Raw genomic sequence first — 18,077 nt, 5'->3', positions numbered from 1 at the left:
TGACTCGGCGGGAAGGTCCTACTCTCGGAAAACAAGTTGTCCAATGTCGAATCCTGTTCGCATGGCTGTGTCATGGTTGCTCTCCTGCCGATTCATCAGCTGATGACCGGCAACGCTCTCATTTCGCAGGACTCGCCATCAGGAATCCTGCAAAGCTGGCGTCCCGCGAATACACACAAGCTAGGTGAGCCAAGGTTGCAGGCACGTTGCACGGCCCGAGCTCGATCGAGCCGATCTCAGCAACGCCGTCGGGATCTGACTCGCCGACTGGCCTGCCCCGTTCTCTCCCCCTCGAATCCGTTGGCGAGCGCTTGGAGAGCCAGGTCTAGGTAGGTGGTGAGGTCGGTGTCCGCAGTAGCGATCCATTGGTCGAAGGCGGCACGGCAGGCAGCGAGTGTGGTGCGGCCGATCGCGAGGGGATACAGGGTGTCGGGGCGTTGGCCAAGACGGCTTGCAGCGAAGTCGCTCACCGCTCGTTCCCAGGCGTCATAGTGCGGGCCCGCGCTGGCCTGGAGGGCGGGGACGGTGCTGATGAGCTGCATCCGGGCGCGTAGCTCGGGCACGTCCTCGGCGCGGTAATGGTTGACGTGAACGACGACTTCACGGATCGCGTCCATGAGCGATGTTCGAGCGGGAACAGCGTCGAACGCGGCGCGCAGGCGCTGCACCTCACCGTCGAACTGGTGCCACAAGACAGCAGTTTTGGTGTCGAAGTAGCGGAAGAAGGTGCGCCGACTTACCCCCGCGGCGGCGGCGATGTCTTCGACAGTGGTGTCGTCGAAACCTTGTTCGGTGAACAGCCGCAACGCGGCGCGCTCGAGTTCGCGCGCGCTGGTGCTCGGCGGTCGTCCTCGTCTGTGGCTGTCTGCGTTGTGGCGAGGAGCGTTCATCGGTCTTCGTCCATCGGGACTATTGATTGTGTCACACCGTGACGTTATCGTATCGCCTATTCGGCACTCAGTGCCGGATATCCCGGTCTCATGTTAAAGGAGTGGACATGACTGACGATTCCCGTGTGGCAGCAAGCAAAAACGACCCAGACGAGCCCGAGGTCGTGACGTCGGATTTGCTGGTCGAAGAGGTCTCGATCGACGGTATGTGCGGTGTGTACTGATGTCTGCTTTCGAGCCTGAGACGATGTTGGAGCAGGCGTGGGCACTGTCTCCCTCGGTTGCGCTACGCCCCGAGCCGTTCGGTGCGCTGGCGTATCACTTCGGCAATCGCAAGCTCACTTTTCTCAAACGCCCCGAGTTGGTGTCGGTGCTCCGGGAGCTCGATACGCATCCCGACATCCGGTCGGCGCTGATGGGCGCCGGTGTTCCCGAGACCCAGTATTCGGCCTATTGCGCGGCGCTGCGTGGACTGGCCGATACCGACATGATTCGACCCCAAGCGCAGGAGGTGGCGGCATGACCGCGCTGCGGGAACGTCCGACCGGCGGTTCGTTGATCGACCAGTTCGAGCTGGGGTTGGACGCGCCGATCTGTCTGACGTGGGAACTGACGTATGCATGCAATCTGGAATGCGCGCATTGCCTGTCCTCTTCAGGCAGGCGTGATCCGCGCGAGCTGAGCACCCGGCAGTGTGAGGCGGTGATCGACGAGCTGCAGCGGATGCAGGTTTTCTACGTCAACATCGGTGGTGGCGAGCCGACGATCCGGCCGGATTTCTGGCATCTGCTGGAGTACGCGGTCAACCATCAGGTCGGCGTGAAGTTCTCCACCAATGGTGTGCGGATCACTCCCGAACGAGCGCGATTCTTGGCATCGACCGACTACGTCGACGTCCAGATCTCCTTGGACGGTGCGACCGCGGAAGTCAACGACCACGTGCGAGGTCCCGGCTCGTATGACACGGCGCTGACCGCGCTGGGAAATCTCCAGGCTGCGGGGTTCGAGGACGCGAAGATCTCGGTGGTCTGCACTCGAGAGAACATCGGGCAACTCGATGAGTTCAAGGCGTTGGCGGACCGATTCGGGGCGACGCTGCGGTTGACGCGGCTGCGTCCCTCGGGACGCGGGGCGGATGTGTGGGACGAGCTGCATCCGCTTCCCGAACAGCAGAAGGTGCTCTATGACTGGTTGATGGCCCATGGCGAGAATGTGCTGACGGGCGACTCGTTCTTCCATCTCGCCGCGTTCGGGGAACCTCTGCCCGGGCTGAATCTCTGCGGCGCGGGCCGGGTCGTGTGTCTGATCGATCCGATCGGTGACGTGTATGCGTGTCCGTTCGCGATCCACGAGAACTTCCTGGCGGGCAACCTGCTGACCGATGGCGGTTTCCAGCGGGTGTGGCAGTCTTCGGAGTTGTTCACCGAACTACGCTCGCCGCAGACTGGTGGCGCGTGCGCGAAATGCTCGTTCTATGACTCGTGCCGCGGCGGGTGTATGGCCGCGAAGTTCTTCACCGGGTTGCCGCTCGACGGCCCCGATCCCGAGTGCGTGCGTGGTCTCGGCGAGACCGCGCTGGCGGAAAAACGTACCGTTCCCTCTCCGAGTCAGGACCATTCCAAAACCGCGCCGACGCGAAACCAGCCGGTGATGCTGACGTTGCTGAGCCGTCCGCCGGTATCCGCATGTGCCGAGAGCCCGCTGGCCGACTACACACCGGAAGTGCAGGATCAGAAAGGCTGCTGCCCATGAAGCTCGAGAGCCCCTGGAAACAGAACCCGTGGTTCGAGTCGGTGGCCGTGGCGAAACGCCGCGCCCGGAAACGGTTGCCCGCCCCGGTGTACGGAGCGCTCGTGGCCGGTTCCGAACGAGGCCAGACGATCGATGACAACGAAGCCGCGTTCGGTGAGCTCGGTTTCGCGCCACACGTTGCCGGGCAGCGTCCTGAACGGTCGATGGCCACCCGAGTCCTGGGCCAAGACGTTTCGTTGCCGGTACTGATCAGCCCGACCGGCGTGCAAGCGGTGCATCCCGACGGCGAGGTCGCCGTGGCCCGCGCGGCCGCGGCACGGGGAACCGTGATGGCGCTGTCGAATTTCGCCTCCAAAGCGGTCGAGGAGGTCACCGCCACCGGTGCGCCGACATTTTTTCAGATGTATTGGACCGGCGATCGCGAGGTCATGATCCAGCGGATGGGGCGCGCGCACGCCGCCGGTGCGGTCGGCCTGATCGCCACACTGGACTGGTCGTTCTCGATGGGCCGGGACTGGGGAAGCCCGGAAATTCCGGAGAAGGTCGATCTCAAGACGATGGTCCGGTTGGCGCCGAAGGTGCTGACCAAGCCTCGCTGGCTCTACGAATTCGGCCGTACCGGCCGAATTCCGGACTTGACGGCGCCGAACCTGGCCTCACCCGACGGTGCGGCACCGACGTTCTTCGGGGCGTATCACGAGTGGATGACCACCCCGCCCCCCTCGTGGGAAGACGTGGCATGGATGCGCGAGCAGTGGGCGCAGATCAGCGGAACGCCGTTCGTGCTCAAAGGCGTCTGCCGGGTCGACGACGCACTACGGGCTCGCGACGCGGGTGTCGCCGGTCTCTCGGTGTCCAACCACGGTGGTAACAATCTCGACGGCACACCGGGCGCGATCCGGATGGTCAAACCGATCGCCGACGCGGTGGGTCACGACCTCGATGTCCTGACCGACGGCGGTATCCGCCGTGGCTCGGACGTCGTGAAGGCCCTCGCCCTGGGAGCGCGCTCGGTGCTGATCGGCCGAGCCTACTTGTGGGGGCTGGCAGCGAACGGCCAGACCGGAGTGGAAAACGTCCTCGACATCCTGCGCAGCGGCATCGACTCCGCACTCATGGGTCTCGGCGTTTCGTCTACCGACGAACTCACCTCGGAGCATCTGCTGGTGCGGAAAGATTTCCAACGCACGCTCGGCGCGCGGACTCCGGAGGTCGCGGGCGGATGACCGATCACCTCGCGGACACCACCTGGCCCGAACTCGACCAGGCCGGACTCGTACTAGTGCCAGTCGGGTCGATCGAACAGCACGGTCCGCACCTCCCCCTCGATACCGACACCGCGATCGCAACAGCCGTAACTCACACGGCGGCCGGGATACTCGGCGCCTGGAGCGCCCCGGCCATCGCCTACGGGGCAAGCGGCGAGCACCAAGGTTTCCCGGGCACCAGCTCCATCGGAACCGACACGCTGCGCCTCCTACTGATCGAGCTGGTGCGTTCGATGCGGGTCTGGGCACGGCGCGTGCTGCTCGTCAATGCCCACGGCGGTAACCTACCGGCCATCGACGCCGCAGTCGGCCAGCTCGTCGCCGAAGGACACGACATCGCGTGGATACCATGTGCGACAACAGGTCCTGACTTGCACGCCGGTCGCACCGAAACCTCACTGATGCTGCACATCCGCCCCGAATCGGTACACCTCGATCGTGCCGAGAAAGGAAACACCCAACCCCTGGACAACATCCTGCCTGACCTCATCGCTGGCGGGGTCGATGCGGTCTCCACCAACGGGGTACTGGGCGATCCGGCGGGCGCCACCGCAGAGGAAGGCGGACAACTGCTCGCGCGCATGGTGGACGCGGTTGTCAGCACGGCCACATCGGTCACGTCATGAACCGCGTAGCGCTGGTGACCGGCGCAGCGCGCGGCATCGGTGCGGCCACAGTGGCCAGGCTGGTCACAGACGGATACCGGGTGATGGCCGTCGACTCCTGCGAGGGGCCACCCCTGGCCACACCCGCAGAACTCAATGCCGTCGCGGCCGCACACGGTGACGCCGTGCTCGCCGAGGTCGTCGACGTCCGTGACCGTGCCGCGCTCAGCGAAGCCGTCACCCGCACACTCGAACACTGGCATCGTCTCGACGTCGCCATCGCCTGCGCCGCAGTCATGCGCGGCGGAGCCCCACTGTGGGAAACCCCCGACGCCGACCTGGACCTGCTCTGGGAGGTCGATGCCAAAGGCGTCTGGAATACCGCGGCCACAACGGTACCGGCCATGCTCGCCGGCCCAGACCCGTCCGGCTGCCGATTCGTCGCGGTCGCCTCCGCTGCCGGAACCCATGGCATGTTTCGTCTCGCCGCCTATAACGCCGCCAAACACGCCGTGGTCGGCATGGTAAAAGGACTGGCCGCCGATCTGGCCGGGACAGGGGTCACAGCCTGTGCCGTCTCGCCCGGATCCACCGACACACCGATGCTGCAAGCCACAGCCCAACTCTACAACGTCACCATCGAAGAACTGGCCCGCCACCAACTGATCAGAGAACCCATCGCCGCCGGCGAGATCGCCGAGACCATCGCACTGTGCGCCGCGCCCGCCGGTCGAGTGATGAACGGCAGCGTCCTGCACGCCGACGGCGGTTTCACATCATGACCACCACACCCGCCCGACTTCCAGACGGCTTCGAGATCCGGATCCGAGAAGATGTAACCCAGCTGGCGAACGGGCGCATCCTGATGGGCGGCACCCCGCTGCGGGCGCTACGCCTCACCGACGCGGCGACAGCACTGATCGAGCGGGACCGGATCCGCGTGAACGACACAGCCAGCGCCGCGCTCGCGCGACGTTACCCCGTCCTCGAAGAAACGATATCGGGCCGCACGCACAGGAATCGCCCTCGATACAGCGGTCCGTTAACGTTGACTGGCAGCGAAGCCGCCCACACGCAGTTCCCCCGGGCTCTACGTGCGTGTGTCTGTGAGTTGCACACCGCCCCAGCAGCGAAATACCGCTTTTATACTATCTGCACCTAACTGCTGCCGACCGCTTGGGCGCGACACGCCAGGGACATGATCGCGTTTCGTGGCATGAACTGGTGGCGAATGATGGGGTTTCCGGGGTCCATGTGGCGGATTGCAGTACTATATTCGCTGGTAGAGGCCTTAGAGGCAAAAGCTTCTGCTCTCCGGAAGCAGGTGTCACAACGTCGAATCGCTTAGGACTTGCGAGCCGCAAACGACTGTGGCGGAACCGGAGCTCGGATGCCTCGCGACTGGTCCCACCTTTGGGTTGAACGCTCCAACGGATCACGATAGGTCGCCGTATTCCAACAGCGCGGACAAGTTCGAGAACACAGCACAACAGTTGAATTGGTAACCAGTCCCCCTCGACAGTGGTAGAGTGATCAGCATCGCCTCCCACCAGGTTGGAAGAGAATCGTCGACCTGGTCGTAGCAATTGGCAACGCTCTCCCCTACTGGTCTTCCCACGAGGCCTGAACACGAGAACTGCCTCGTTGCACCATGTGGGAGTTGAGACGCGATGCCATCTGACACGAATGACAATCGTCGCGCACTACGCGCACGAATAGCGGCGCATTCCGCGATGGGGACGCGAGCAAGACCGGTCATCAGCAACCGAACGAGCACGCCGGGCGTTCGCCGACAGATTCGAGAAAGAGGCCGATCCAGAGGGCCGACCGTCAGATCGGGAACGGTCGATTCGCGCCGAGAACCTGCGAAAAGCGCACTTTCAACGGATGGCATTGGCCTCAGCTCGCGCACGAGCCCGCCATAAGAAGGGGCAGTAGCTCAAGTGGGCACGCGCACAGCGACCGGATCAGCACTCGCAGCCAGGAACCGTCAAGGTCAAGTACCGCTCACTTCGCCTCCCTACACATATGATCGCCGCCACCAGGTCGGTGCAGCCAGCCGTCGCCGCTCACCCGGCTGTGTCCTGCAAGCCTGCCGCCGGACTCCCAATCCACAGACGATAGGCAGCAGTCCTGACGAGCACTCCGTGGTCAACTCCGCGCAATTCAACTCGCAAGCATCCCCAAACCGTTCTACTGAGCGGTAGCATCGCTCAATTGGGTGGTCGTCATGAGGTGTTCGTAAGACCTAGAGATTGTAGAACCCACGCTCGCTGATGAAGTGCGTTTTCCCAGGTCAGCATAGCGCTCAGCCCCTACATGCTTCTAATCTTCGATTCGATGCATTGAATCGCTGCGGATTCAGATAGGGTCGCTTGCTTTCGGAATCGACGTGCACGCCGACTCCCGCAGGAAATTCAAATGTTTTCACGCGTCTATATGTCCGTATTCACGCGATCGAGCTGCTGTGTCACCACATCAACACAACGACTGTGATAAGAGTGGGGCTATGTCTGGGGGAATGACAGCGCAACAGCGCTCGCTTCGTGCACGACTGGCCGCCCACGCATCGTGGGCAAAGACAACCGACCGCACCGCGCGCACGGATCCTGCGCGCGCAGCGGCACTCGAACGCATCGACGCCGCGACGAACGCTGGGACAGATAGCCAACGGGTCAAGTCGGGCCGCTCAGCGTATTTCCAAGCGCTAGCCCTGCGTAGCGCCCGCGTGCGACAACGGGGCGACGCGGCCGAAGAGACTACCGAGTAGCCAACCGTTGCGACTGGGGGAAATGGAATGAGCGCATTTACTACACGTCGGTCTCAAGCACCGTGGTACCGCGCGGCGCTATGCGGCGCGCACCCGGAACTTGACTGGCATAGCAGCGAAGCCGACCAACGACGACGCTGCATCCAGATCTGCCAAGAATGTCCGGTTGCCACGGCTTGTCTGACCGAAGCACTGGCAACCGGAGACCCGTGGGGCGTTTGGGGCGGCATGACCGCCGGCCAACGCGAACACCATGCCGAACAGCACGGACTCCCCGTCCCCATCGTGCGCCCAACGCACGGCACAAACACCCGATACACCAAACACCACTGCCGCTGTGCCGCATGCCGGCAGGCTCACACCGCAGCCGTCCGGCGGCAGCGCGCTCGAATTCGCGATGCTGCAACGACGAAATGGACAAGCCCTGCTATCGAGTACAGCGAACGCAATGATCAACCACGATGCTCCGTGGCTGCTGCAGGCGTCGACGCTCCATGAGGAATCCCGCCATCGCAGCGTCCCAGACTTTAACGGGCCACTTACCTGGGGAACCAGAGACATTCCCACAGCGCCAGAATGCCCCGAAGGCTGCTTGGACCCGGCCACCACGAGGGGTAACGGAGATCTTGGCCAGCGTGGAACGGATGCCCTTGCTCGCTACAGCTGTGAGCCTCGCCGTGATCGCGGCTCGGCGAGCGCATACGCTGCTATGTCTACCACGGCCTTGAGACGAGGTGGGTGGCTCCGGTGTGGGCGGCGCTGAGGAGGGTTTCGAGGTCGTCGTGGGTGGGCGGTCTCGGGTTGGCGTACGGCTGCGCGAGGACCTGGTTGATGACTTCGGGCAAATCCGTGTCGCGAAGCCCGAGTTCGGCCAGCGAGCAGGGTGCGCCGACGGCGATGCCGAGGTCGGCCAGTGCGTGGGCCGGGTCGGCGGTGTCCAGCGCGCGGCACAGGGCCGCGTGGGCGGTTGGCGTGGCGGGGAGGTTGAAGGCCGCGACGTGAGGGAGCATGACCGCGTGTGTGGGAGCGTGCGGTAGCTCGAACGTGCCGCCCAGCACGTGGCATAGCTTGTGGTGCAACGACATCGTTGTCGCACCGAGGCAGGCGCCGCACAGCCAGGATCCGCGCAGTGCCTGTGATCGGGCGTCGCGGTCGGTCGGGTCGACCGCGATGATGGGTAGGGCGGCGGCGAGACAGCGGATGCCTTCTTCGGCGAACAGTTCGATGATCGGCGAGGTGTCGGGGGCATAGAGCGCCTCGACGGCGTGCGCGATCGCGTTTATTCCGCTGGTTCCCGACAACGGCGCAGGCAGCCCGGTGGTCAGGTCCGGGTCGTAGAGCACTGTGCGTGGCAGCACCGCCCGATCGCGGCCAGTGCGCTTGCGGCCGGCTTCGGTGATGCCCCAGATGGGTGTCATCTCGGAACCGGAATACGTGGTGGGCACGGCGATGACCGGAAGGCCCGCGTCGAGGGCGATGGCCTTGCCCAAGCCGATGGTGGAGCCGCCGCCGACCGCGACGCAGCCATCCGCGCCGATCCGGCGGGCGTGGTCGCGGGCGGCCGCTGCGGTGTCGGCGGGAACGTGCATTCGGGCACCTGAAAACACCCCGGCCGCCAGCGGGCCGAGCAGGTCGGCGGCGCGCTCGGCGAGGTCGCGCTGATCCGGTGTGGACAACACGAGGAGCCGGTGCAAATCGAGCCTGGCGGCCTCGGCGGCGAGATCGGTGAGTCGTCCCGGACCGAAGACGACTCGCATCGGGAGGGCGTCATGGACGAAAGCGCTCACGAGCTCTTCTCCAGAACGATGTCGAACTGCGCGTGGACGAATGGCGCCGTGACGCCGTAGCTGGCCGCATCGGCCTCGTCGGGGGACTCCGCGAAGTCGACCACCAGGCTCGGCTTCACCGCGAACACGGCATCGGAGTCGAGATACGGGCCGCCTGCGACGAAGACGTGGGTAGTGAGTTCCTGATAGCCGTCCGCGCCTGCGATGAAGTGGACGTGCGCGGGGCGGTACGGGTGCCGCTTGCTCGAATCCAGTAGCCGTCCGACGGGACCGTCGGTGGGGATCGGGTAGTGGCTCGGCACGACGGTGCGGAACCAGTAGCGGCCGTCCTGGTCGGTCGTGAATCGGCCGCGGCCGTTGCCCGGTGGCTGGACGTCGGGTTGCTGAACGTCGTAGAAGCCGTCCTCGGTGCACTGCCACACGTCGATGTCGGCGCCGGGCACCGGCTCGCCGTCGGCGCCGAGTACGCGGCCGGATATCACGCACGGGCGTGCCGTGCCCATCAGGTCGATGGAGTCCCCGAGCGCGCGACGGGGTGATTCCGTCATGTGAAACGGCCCGAGCACCGTGCTCGCGGTGCCGGTGTGCTGGGCGTTCATCGTTTCGACCAGCATCGACACGCCGAGCACATCGGAGAGCAGGATGAACTCCTGGCGGGTATCGGTGCACGTCTGGCCGACGCCGGTCAGGAACTCGATGGCCTGCTCCCATTCCGCGACCGACGGCCGGACCTCCCGTACGAATGCGTGCAGGTGCCTGGTCAGGGCGCCCAGGATGTCGCGCAGCCGCGGGTCCGGGGTGTCGCGGAAGCTGTCGACGACCGTCGAGGTGGCCGGTTCCGCGGAGACGTCCGTCGTGTCGAAGTGCCGTACCTCCGGTGCGCTGTCGAAGAAGTGGGCGATCTGCTCGGCGAACCGGCGCCCCGGCTCGCTGTCGGGAAACGTCTCGACGTGGTCCCGCAGGGTTCGCCAGGTGACCTGGAGCAGGTAGACCGAATCATTTTCGGCGTCGGGGAATAAGCCTGCCGACATGCAGCCCTGCGCGCCGGTGAGGATCGGCTGGGCCGCTCGGAACGCACGTTCGAAATCGGCTTCGCGGCCGGGGACGATCCGCAGGTAGGCGTTCTCGACGATCACAGTGGGCTCCTCGTTCGGTGACGATGTCACCAGAACGTAGGCGCGACGACGGACGTAGGCGAGCCGCCTTGCGCGGATGCGCGGCCGGATCGCGAACACAGTGGGGTTCGCGATCCGGCCGGCCGGTGCGCGAACCGGCTTGTGACCGAATAGGGCGCTCCTACCGTGGTTTGACAGCGCGCGACTCGCCGTCGAGCATGACAAGTGGTGTCCGAACAGCGCAAAGGGGCGCGACATGCACACGATGGACACGGGTGGATCCCGAGCTCTCGTCGAGGAGCCCGGTGACGGCCCTCCCACCAGGCTGGGCTTTCGTGAGCTGTGCCGGGTGGCTCCCTTCGACGTCTTCCGTGACCAGCTCAACGAGGTGTTCTACCCCGCTCGCGTGGCGCCGACCGGACGAGCGGAGGAGGGGGTGCGGCCGTCCCGGCTCACCGCCTCACGGCTGGGCCACCTCACGCTCGGCCTGGTGCGTTTCGGCGTCGATACGAGCGTCGATCCGGGCGCGCTCGGCTCGTATCACGTGAACATCCCGCTCTCGGGCCGCGTCGTGACCCAGTGCGGTCCGCGGCAGATGCTGGCCGTTCCCGGGCACGCCGCGGTGTTCACGCCGCGCGAGCACACCGTCCTGCCGGGCTGGAGCGCGGACGCCGCACAGCTGTGCATCAAGATCTCCCCGCGCACCCTCGAGGAGGAACTCGAGACGCTGCTGGGCCATCCGGTGGGCTCCTTTGTCCGCTTCGGTATCGACCTCGATCTGACCCGGGGAGCGGGCAAGAGCTGGCTCGATACGCTGCGCCTTGTGCTGTCCGAACTGGAGAATCCGGACAGCCTGGTGCATCGCTCGGACCGGCATCGCGAGTACCTCGAGCGGATGCTGGTCGGCGGACTGGTGCTGGCACAGCACCACGACTACGAGGACGAGTTGCGGGATCCGCGCACGCCTGCCCGGCCGCGCACGGTCAAACGGGTCATGGACGCGGTCGACGCGGCTCCGGAGAAGCCGTGGTCACTGGCTGACATGGCGCGGCTGGCCGAGGTGAGCGGCCGGAGGCTGCAGCAGGGTTTCCGCGAGCACCTGGGGATGACCCCGAGCCGGTATGTCCGCGCGGTCCGCCTCGACCGGGCCCATGACGACCTCGTCGCCGCAGCGTCCTCGGTGGCCGAGGCCGCCAACCGTTGGGGGTTCGTCAACCTCGGCCGGTTCGCCAGCGCCTACCGCGAGCGCTTCGGCGAGGCGCCCTCGGTTACCTTGCGTCGTATCCGGTAGGAGCGTCCACTTCGGACACATTCGGTTTCGCAATCAGGACGCCGTGCGTCGTGATCGGGGCAGACACACCCGGAAATCCGCCTAGCGTTGCTGTTACCCCCGCCTGTCGGGGAACGTCAACGAAGATGAGCGGAGACCGTGTCATGACAACAACACTCGACTCGCCGTCGCTGCACGAAGCGACCGCCCCCGACACCGACATCATCGCCCGCGCCACCGCGTTGATCCCGTTGATCGAGAAGCATGCCGAAGCCACTTCCGCGCAACGCAAGGTCGTACCGGAAGTCCTCGACGCTCTCGAAGCGGCGGGCCTGCTCAAGATCATGGTGCCGCAGCGCCTCGGTGGCCTCGGGGCGAACCTGCGCACGATGATGGAATCGGTCGCGGAGATCGGTCACGGTGACGGCTCCACCGCGTGGGCCGCCGCGCTGCTCAACGTCTGCACCTGGTTCTCGACGACCTTCTCCGATCGCGCCCAGGAGGAGATGTTCGGCGCCGACCCGGACGCGCACGCCAGTGGGATCTTCTCCCCACCGCTGAAATCCGAACGCGTCGACGGCGGTTACCTGGTCAGCGGCCGGTGGGGGTACGCATCGGGCTCGTTCGCCGCGACCTGGGCGACGCTGGGGATCGCGCTGGATGTCCCCGAGGGGCAGGACCCGCGCGCGCTGGCGCTGATCCCGGCCACCGCCTGGCGGATCGAGCCGACCTGGTTCGTCGCCGGTATGAAGGGTTCGGGCAGCGACACGATCGTCATCGAGGACCATTTCGTGCCCGACCACCGTATCCAGAGCTTCGCCGACATGGTGGAGGGCCGCTTCGCGACCTCGCACAAGCCGGACGAGCAGAACGCCAACATGGCGTTCATCCCGGTGGCTTCGCTGGTATTGGTCGCCGCTCAGCTCGGCCTCGCCCGGCACGCACTGGACGTGACGCTGGCGAAGCTGCCACCGAAGAACATCGCCTACACCTACTACACGAACGCCCGTAACTCGCCGACACACCAGGTCGCCGTCGCCGAGGCGGCGAGCCGGTTCGACCAGGCCGAGCTGCTGATGCGGCGCGCCGCGGCCGACATCGACGGGGCCGCCGCCGGGCGGGTCCAGCTGGAGCGGGGCACTCGCGCCCGCGTGCGGATGGACACCGGCGTGATCGCCGAACTGGTGAAGGAGGGCATCGACGGGCTGATGACCGCCAACGGCGCGTCCTCCTTCGCCGATGCCAACGTGCTCAGCCGGATCTGGCGCGACGCCGAGATCGCCGGGCGGCACGCGCTGGTGATGCCGGAGCTGGGCAAGGAGGCCCGCGGGAGGCTGCTGCTCGGCGCGGACGAACCTCTGACCATCGACGTCTGAGGCGGCTCATGATCTCCCTCGAACCGATCGGCGTCGACGTGGCCCTGCTTCGGCGGGCCTTCGGGGCCTTCCCCAGCGGCGTGATCGCCATGAGCGCCCTCCACGACGGAGCACCTGCCGGGATGGCGGTCAGCTCGTTCACTTCGGTGTCCTTGCAACCGCCGCTCATTTCCGTGTGTGTGCAGAACTCCTCGGCGACCTGGCCCAGGCTGCGGGGCAGCCGCCGGCTCGGGATCAGCGTGTTGGCGGAGGAACAAGATCAGGCCTGCCGCGCACTGTCCAGTAAGGACGGTGACCGGTTCACCGGAGTGACCTGGTCCGCCAGCGGAGACGAGGCGGTCTTCGTCGTCGGGGCGGCCGCGTTGTACGACTGCTCGATCCACGAGGAACTGCCCGCGGGTGATCACACGATCGTGCTGCTGCGCGTGCATCGCCTGGCGACCGCGCCGGACACGGCGCCGCTGGTGTTCCACGGCAGCCGCTTCCGCCGCCTCGACGACAGCGGCGAATTGGTGTCTCGATGAGCACGCAGATCGGACAGGCGAAGCTGGCCCCGGCGGCCGGTCGGGTCCAGCGCGCCCTTGCCGCGCTGGTCACGGGTCGGCCCGTCGTGCTTGTCGACGACGTAGGTGGCAGCGGCGAAGGTGCGCTGGTGATTGCTGCCGAGGCGGCCACGCCACGCCGGATCGCCTTCCTCGTCAAGCACACCACAGGATTCCTCCGGGTGCCGATGGAGGAAGCCGTGTGCGACCGGCTCGGCCTACCGCCGATGTATCCGCGATCCGGCGGCGGATACCGCGTGACCGTCGACGCCGTCGGAACCGGTACCGGTATCTCGGCGACGGACCGGGCCAGGACGATCACGCTGCTGGCCCGGCCCGACGCGCGACCGCACGACTTCACCCGGCCCGGGCACGTCGTGCCCGTGCGGGCGGACGTTGGCGGAGTGCTGACCAGGCGAGGCCGGAGCGAAGCCGTGGTCGATCTGATGCGACTGGCCGGTCTTCAGCCAGCGGGCGGGTTCGCGGAGATCGTCGGTTCGCCGCGTTCGGGTGCGCTCGCGCGCGGCGCCGTCCTGCATGGTTTCGTCCGCGAACACGACCTCGACCTGGTTTCGATCTCGGAAATCGCCGAGCACCGGTTGCGGGAAGTGTGGGCCGGGCAGTGAACCGGCTCAGGTGATCCGACGAAGCGTGTCCGAAGGGCATTCCCCGTAAACGTCCCGGTAGTACGCCGCGAACCGGCCAGGATTGCTGAAGCCCCATCGGTACGCGACCTCCGCGGTGCTGTGCCCGCCCGCCAGCAGTTCCGCACGGGCATGCTCAAGTTTCACCCGACGCTGGTAGGCCATCGGCGTTGTGTGCAGAGTCTCGGAGAACGCGACCTGGAGCCGCCGGGCGCTGACTCCGGCATGCCGGGCGAGGGAGGCGAGTGAATAGGTCGCCTGGGGATCGCTTTCGATGAGTTCGATCGCGCGCTTGACGGTCCGTGGGCGCGCCGGTGGTTGTTCGGCGGTGAGTTCGGCGTGGAACCGGTGCGGCTGGGCATAGAGCAGCCCAGCGATGAGCGCCTTTTCGAGGTAGCGCCGGTAGCTCGGTGACGTTTCCAGCAGACTGCCCGGCCGGTCGAGTTCGGCGAGCGCCATCCGGAGCGCGCCGAGCCAGCTCTGCGCCTGCGCTGTCCCGAGGTCGAAGCCCAGTTCGAAGTCGACGTCACCGGCGACCGGGTGCCCGAGCAGCGCCTCGAGTTCGGCCTCGACAGCGGTTTTGCGGATCTTGACGCAGATCTGCGTGGCGTCCTTGCTCCACCGAGGCAGGAGAGTGTGATCGCGGGGCGTGAATACCGCACCTCTCTGGACCGTCGCCATCGACCGGCGGCCACCGCACTCCGACGCGACGGATCCCGAGACAGGCACGTTGACGTGATACGTGCCCAATGCGCCCGGGTCGATCAGCATGTCCGACCCGAACCAAAGCAACCCGACGGTGAGGTCGAGCCCACACGCCGCGGCGAGCAGCGACGCCGGTCGCCCGCCGTGGCGCTCGGCAGGGTCCACGCGTGCCGGATAGAAAACGGTGCCGAGGTTTTCCCTGATGACCTCCAGCGAACTGGTGCGGCAGATCTCCCGTTTCGAGAGCAGCGTCGTCGGGCCCGCTGCTTCACCAGGGTAAGCCGAGACCGTCATTCCGGGCGCTCCTTAGGTGAATCCGTGGTTCTCCCAGTGTCGGAGCGCCCCCGCCGGTGTCAACCGGTCCCGGTTCGAATGGGCGGCCGTATCCGGATCGGGTTTCGCGAAACGGCCAGAGTGGCGCATCAGGTGGCCAGATGGAACCAGGCGGCGGGAACTGTCCAGCGGCGGCGCGACGCGTATAGGCCGCCGGGCGAAACGGACCTACGTTCATCGCACCAACACGGTCTCGCCGGTGGAGATCGGATAAGGAAAGGTGGGAGTGGCAATGTCGCCGTCCACGGAACAGCAGGCAGGCCAGGAAGCACCGGGTCGCTGCCCGGTCACCGGGGCAGCTGCCCGGTTCGATCCCTTCGCGGCCGATTACCTCACGGACCCGTACGCGTTCTGGGGACCGCTGCGCAAGGAAGAGCCCGTCTTTTACAGTCCCTCGCTCGATTACTGGGTCGTTTCCCGTTACGACGATGTCCGGCAGGTTTTCCGGGACCCGGCATTCTCGGCTTCGGTGTCCATCACTCCCCTCAAGCAGTTGTGCCCCGCGGCAGCCGACGAGCTGGTCAAGGCGGAAATGGTCATGGGGCCCAGCCTGGTCAATGAAGATCCCCCGCTCCACACCAGCCGCAGGCAGCTGATCCGGGAGGCAATGGTCAGCCCCCAGCGGATCGAGGCGGTGACGCCCCGCATCCGTGCGCTGGCAGGCGAATACATCGATCGATTCGTCAGTCGCGGTCATGCGGACCTGGTGGCCGACTTCGCGTGGGAGATTCCGGCTCTGGTGGCGTTCGCCGTGATGGGGGTGCCAGACGAGGACGTGGAGCAGGCGAAGACGTTCTCGGGGCGCCTGGCCCTGTTCACCTGGGGATACCCCTCGGAAGAGGAGCAGCGGACGCTCGCCGCCGGGATGGGACAGTACTGGACCTACGCGAAGCAGCACGTGAAGCGGCGCTTGGAGCAGCAGACCGGCGACTACATCAGCGAGCTGATCAACGCGTGGCGCCGGCCCGGTAATGAGGAACTGTTCGACGAGAACTACCTCGTGTCGACCATGATGAACTTCCTGTTCGCCGGGCACGAGACAACGACCAACGCCACCGCGAACGGCCTGCGCGCCCTGCTGGAGCAGCGTGACCAGTGGGAGGCGCTGTGCCAGGATGCCTCGCTGATTCCCGGCGCGGTCGAGGAGGTCCTCAGGTACAGCTCGTCGGTCGTCGCCTGGCGGCGAGTCGCCACCCGGGACACCACCATCGGCGGTGTGCCGATCCCCGCCGAGGCGAAGGTACTGGCGATCACCGGCTCGGCGAACCACGACGAACAGGTGTTCCCCGAACCGGAACGCCTCGATGTCACCCGGAAGAACGCGAACAAGCACCTGGCCTTCGGCATCGGCCGCCACCTGTGCCTCGGCGCGCCGCTGGCCCGCGTCGAAATGCGAATCTTCCTGGAAGAGCTGGCCCGCAGGCTTCCGCACATGCGCCTGGTGTCCGGGCAGACGTTCGACTACTCCGCCAACACCTCGTTCCGTGGCCCCGATCATCTCCATGTGGAATGGGATCCTCGGCAGAACCCCGTGGAAACCGACCGATGACCGACACTCGCGTGGACATCGTGGTCGTCGGCGCCGGACCGACCGGGCTCTACGCCGGGTACTGCGCAGGCTTCCGCGGTCTGTCCGTCCTCATCGTCGACAGCCTCGCCGAACTTGGCGGCCAGGTCTCGGCGCTGTACGCGGAGAAGCTCATCTACGATGTCGCCGGTCTACCCGCGATCCGCGGGCGCGAACTGATCGACGGCCTGGCAAAGCAGGCCGACGCGTTCTCACCGACCTACCTGCTCGGTGAACAGGCGCGCACCATCACCCGGGCGCCCACAGCGGACGGCGGGCCGACGCGCTGGCTGCTGACCACCGACCGGGCGAGCCGGATCGACTGCGGAGCGATCGTGGTGACCGGCGGCATCGGCACCTTCACACCTCGCCCACTGGAAGCCGCCGCCGGATACCGTGGTCGTGGCCTGGCCTATCACGTTCCGCGCCTCGACGCGCACCGCGATCAGGACGTCGTGGTCGTCGGCGGTGGTGACAGCGCGGTCGACTGGGCCCTCGCACTGGAGCCGATCGCCAAATCGGTGACCCTCGTGCACCGGCGAGCCCGGTTTCGCGCGCACGCCGCCAGCGTCGATCAGTTGCGGCGAAGCCGGTGCGCCGTGCATACCGACGCCCAGGTCGAGTCGATCGGCGGCGACCCGGACCTGCGCCACGTTGTCGTCACGACAGCGTCCGGCGAACGGCTGCAGCTTCCCGCCGACGCCCTCGTCGCCGCGCTCGGGTTCACGGCCAACCTGGGTCCACTCACCGACTGGGGTCTCGAGGTCATCGACCGGGCGATCGTCGTCGACACCGCGATGCGCACCTGCCTTCCCGGTGTCCACGCGGCCGGAGACATCGCCTGGTACCCGGGGAAGGTCAAACTGATCTCCGTCGGATTCGGCGAAGCCGCGCTCGCAGTCAACAACGCGGCCACCTACCTCGACCCCAGCAGGTCGCTAGCCCCCGGACACAGCACCGGCAAGCAAGCCGCATAACCGGCTCAACGAACCGAAAAGAGAACCCATGCCCTACGTCATCGGCAGCTCGTGCATCGACACCAAAGACCGAGCCTGCGTCGAAGAGTGCCCGGTCGACTGCATCTACGAAGGCGACCGCAAGCTCTACATCAACCCCGTCGAGTGCATCGACTGCGGTGCCTGCGAACCGGCCTGCCCCATGGAAGCAATCCACCTGGCCGACCACACCAACGGCGACGAATTCGGCCAGGACAACAAAGAATTCTTCACCGAGATCCTGCCGGGACGCTCCGCACCACTCGGCAACCCCGGCGGAGCCGCAGCGATCGGCCCGATCGGCGTCGACACGCTACTCGTCCGCAGCGAACAATGAACAACACGAACCCACCCACAGGAAATGCGGCGAAGCACATCCTGACCGTGGCCTACGGCCCGCCGAGCGACCCGGCTCGATTCGACCAGTACTATGTGGACGTGAGCTTCCCCTTGAATCG

At 66.2% G+C, this 18,077-nt stretch carries 19 protein-coding genes; 15 read left to right on the top strand and 4 right to left on the bottom strand.

Annotated features, from left to right (window positions below; all coding sequences use genetic code 11):
• Positions 1–236 precede the first annotated feature (236 nt).
• Positions 237–890 carry a mycofactocin system transcriptional regulator gene (gene mftR / locus AD72_RS25095; protein ID WP_051898988.1) on the bottom strand — a complete coding sequence of 218 codons (654 nt, stop codon included), beginning with the start codon at positions 888–890 and terminating at the stop codon, positions 237–239.
• 107 nt (positions 891–997) lie between these two features.
• Here mftR and mftA point away from each other — a divergent pair, with 107 nt between their 5' ends.
• The 8 genes from mftA (at position 998) to AD72_RS38240 (ending at position 7,783) form a co-directional block, all read left to right on the top strand.
• A complete protein-coding gene (gene mftA, locus AD72_RS35290) occupies positions 998–1,114 on the top strand; it encodes a mycofactocin precursor MftA (protein ID WP_063890795.1) in 117 nt (38 codons plus the stop codon).
• Complete coding sequence (gene mftB / locus AD72_RS25090) at positions 1,114–1,413, top strand: mycofactocin biosynthesis chaperone MftB (protein WP_031469039.1); 300 nt, start codon at positions 1,114–1,116, stop codon at positions 1,411–1,413. The genes mftA and mftB overlap by 1 nt, the downstream gene beginning before the upstream one ends.
• Entirely contained in the window at positions 1,410–2,642 is a 1,233-nt protein-coding gene (gene mftC, locus AD72_RS25085; RefSeq protein WP_031469038.1) for a mycofactocin radical SAM maturase, read from the top strand. The genes mftB and mftC overlap by 4 nt, the downstream gene beginning before the upstream one ends.
• Positions 2,639–3,868, top strand: a complete 1,230-nt coding sequence (gene mftD, locus AD72_RS25080; RefSeq protein WP_031469037.1) for a pre-mycofactocin synthase MftD — start codon at positions 2,639–2,641, stop codon at positions 3,866–3,868. Before mftC ends, mftD begins: the two co-directional genes overlap by 4 nt.
• Positions 3,865–4,536 carry a mycofactocin biosynthesis peptidyl-dipeptidase MftE gene (mftE, locus tag AD72_RS25075; RefSeq protein WP_031469036.1) on the top strand — a complete coding sequence of 224 codons (672 nt, stop codon included), beginning with the start codon at positions 3,865–3,867 and terminating at the stop codon, positions 4,534–4,536. Before mftD ends, mftE begins: the two co-directional genes overlap by 4 nt.
• Positions 4,533–5,297: a mycofactocin-coupled SDR family oxidoreductase gene (locus AD72_RS25070; RefSeq protein WP_031469035.1), complete on the top strand. Its 765-nt coding sequence runs from the start codon at positions 4,533–4,535 to the stop codon at positions 5,295–5,297. Before mftE ends, AD72_RS25070 begins: the two co-directional genes overlap by 4 nt.
• Positions 5,294–5,677 carry a hypothetical protein gene (locus AD72_RS37245; RefSeq protein WP_197285069.1) on the top strand — a complete coding sequence of 128 codons (384 nt, stop codon included), beginning with the start codon at positions 5,294–5,296 and terminating at the stop codon, positions 5,675–5,677. Before AD72_RS25070 ends, AD72_RS37245 begins: the two co-directional genes overlap by 4 nt.
• Before the next feature lie 1,635 nt (positions 5,678–7,312).
• Positions 7,313–7,783 carry a WhiB family transcriptional regulator gene (locus AD72_RS38240; RefSeq protein ID WP_037347265.1) on the top strand — a complete coding sequence of 157 codons (471 nt, stop codon included), beginning with the start codon at positions 7,313–7,315 and terminating at the stop codon, positions 7,781–7,783.
• Positions 7,784–7,998: 215 nt separating this feature from the next.
• On the opposite strand, the gene AD72_RS25065 is transcribed toward AD72_RS38240, so the two are convergent.
• Both AD72_RS25065 and AD72_RS25060 read right to left on the bottom strand, forming a co-directional pair.
• A complete protein-coding gene (locus AD72_RS25065; protein ID WP_031469034.1) occupies positions 7,999–9,072 on the bottom strand; it encodes a maleylacetate reductase in 1,074 nt (357 codons plus the stop codon).
• Complete coding sequence (locus tag AD72_RS25060; RefSeq protein ID WP_156365368.1) at positions 9,069–10,460, bottom strand: dioxygenase family protein; 1,392 nt, start codon at positions 10,458–10,460, stop codon at positions 9,069–9,071. The genes AD72_RS25065 and AD72_RS25060 overlap by 4 nt, the downstream gene beginning before the upstream one ends.
• On the opposite strand from AD72_RS25060, the gene AD72_RS25055 reads away from it, so the two are divergent.
• From AD72_RS25055 to AD72_RS25040, 4 genes are all read left to right on the top strand, one after another.
• Positions 10,444–11,478, top strand: a complete 1,035-nt coding sequence (locus AD72_RS25055; protein ID WP_082469148.1) for an AraC family transcriptional regulator — start codon at positions 10,444–10,446, stop codon at positions 11,476–11,478. The two genes, AD72_RS25060 and AD72_RS25055, sit on opposite strands and share 17 nt — an antisense overlap.
• A 143-nt stretch (positions 11,479–11,621) precedes the next feature.
• The gene (locus AD72_RS25050; protein ID WP_031469031.1) at positions 11,622–12,833 is read left to right on the top strand and encodes an acyl-CoA dehydrogenase family protein; all 1,212 of its coding nucleotides are present in this window, start codon (positions 11,622–11,624) and stop codon (positions 12,831–12,833) included.
• A gap of 8 nt (positions 12,834–12,841) precedes the next feature.
• A complete protein-coding gene (locus tag AD72_RS25045) occupies positions 12,842–13,357 on the top strand; it encodes a flavin reductase family protein (RefSeq protein ID WP_031469030.1) in 516 nt (171 codons plus the stop codon).
• Positions 13,354–14,001: a 3,4-dihydroxy-2-butanone-4-phosphate synthase gene (locus AD72_RS25040; protein ID WP_051898986.1), complete on the top strand. Its 648-nt coding sequence runs from the start codon at positions 13,354–13,356 to the stop codon at positions 13,999–14,001. The genes AD72_RS25045 and AD72_RS25040 overlap by 4 nt, the downstream gene beginning before the upstream one ends.
• Before the next feature lie 6 nt (positions 14,002–14,007).
• On the opposite strand, the gene AD72_RS25035 is transcribed toward AD72_RS25040, so the two are convergent.
• On the bottom strand, positions 14,008–15,018 hold the full coding sequence (locus AD72_RS25035; protein ID WP_051898985.1) for an AraC family transcriptional regulator: 1,011 nt from the start codon (positions 15,016–15,018) through the stop codon (positions 14,008–14,010).
• Between the two features lie 577 nt (positions 15,019–15,595).
• On the opposite strand from AD72_RS25035, the gene AD72_RS25030 reads away from it, so the two are divergent.
• From AD72_RS25030 to fdxA, 3 genes are read left to right on the top strand one after another with little or no spacing between them, the layout of a single operon-like run.
• Positions 15,596–16,606, top strand: a complete 1,011-nt coding sequence (locus AD72_RS25030; RefSeq protein WP_231644957.1) for a cytochrome P450 — start codon at positions 15,596–15,598, stop codon at positions 16,604–16,606.
• Positions 16,603–17,601, top strand: coding sequence for an NAD(P)/FAD-dependent oxidoreductase (locus AD72_RS25025; protein ID WP_031469026.1), 999 nt, complete (start codon positions 16,603–16,605; stop codon positions 17,599–17,601). The genes AD72_RS25030 and AD72_RS25025 overlap by 4 nt, the downstream gene beginning before the upstream one ends.
• A gap of 28 nt (positions 17,602–17,629) precedes the next feature.
• Entirely contained in the window at positions 17,630–17,956 is a 327-nt protein-coding gene (fdxA, locus tag AD72_RS25020) for a ferredoxin (RefSeq protein WP_031469025.1), read from the top strand.
• The last annotated feature ends 121 nt before the right edge of the window (positions 17,957–18,077 follow it).

It is taken from the genome of Sciscionella sediminilitoris, assembly GCF_000737195.2.
Lineage (GTDB): Bacteria > Actinomycetota > Actinomycetes > Mycobacteriales > Pseudonocardiaceae > Sciscionella > Sciscionella sediminilitoris.
This window is presented reverse-complemented; position numbering and strand designations above follow the sequence as displayed.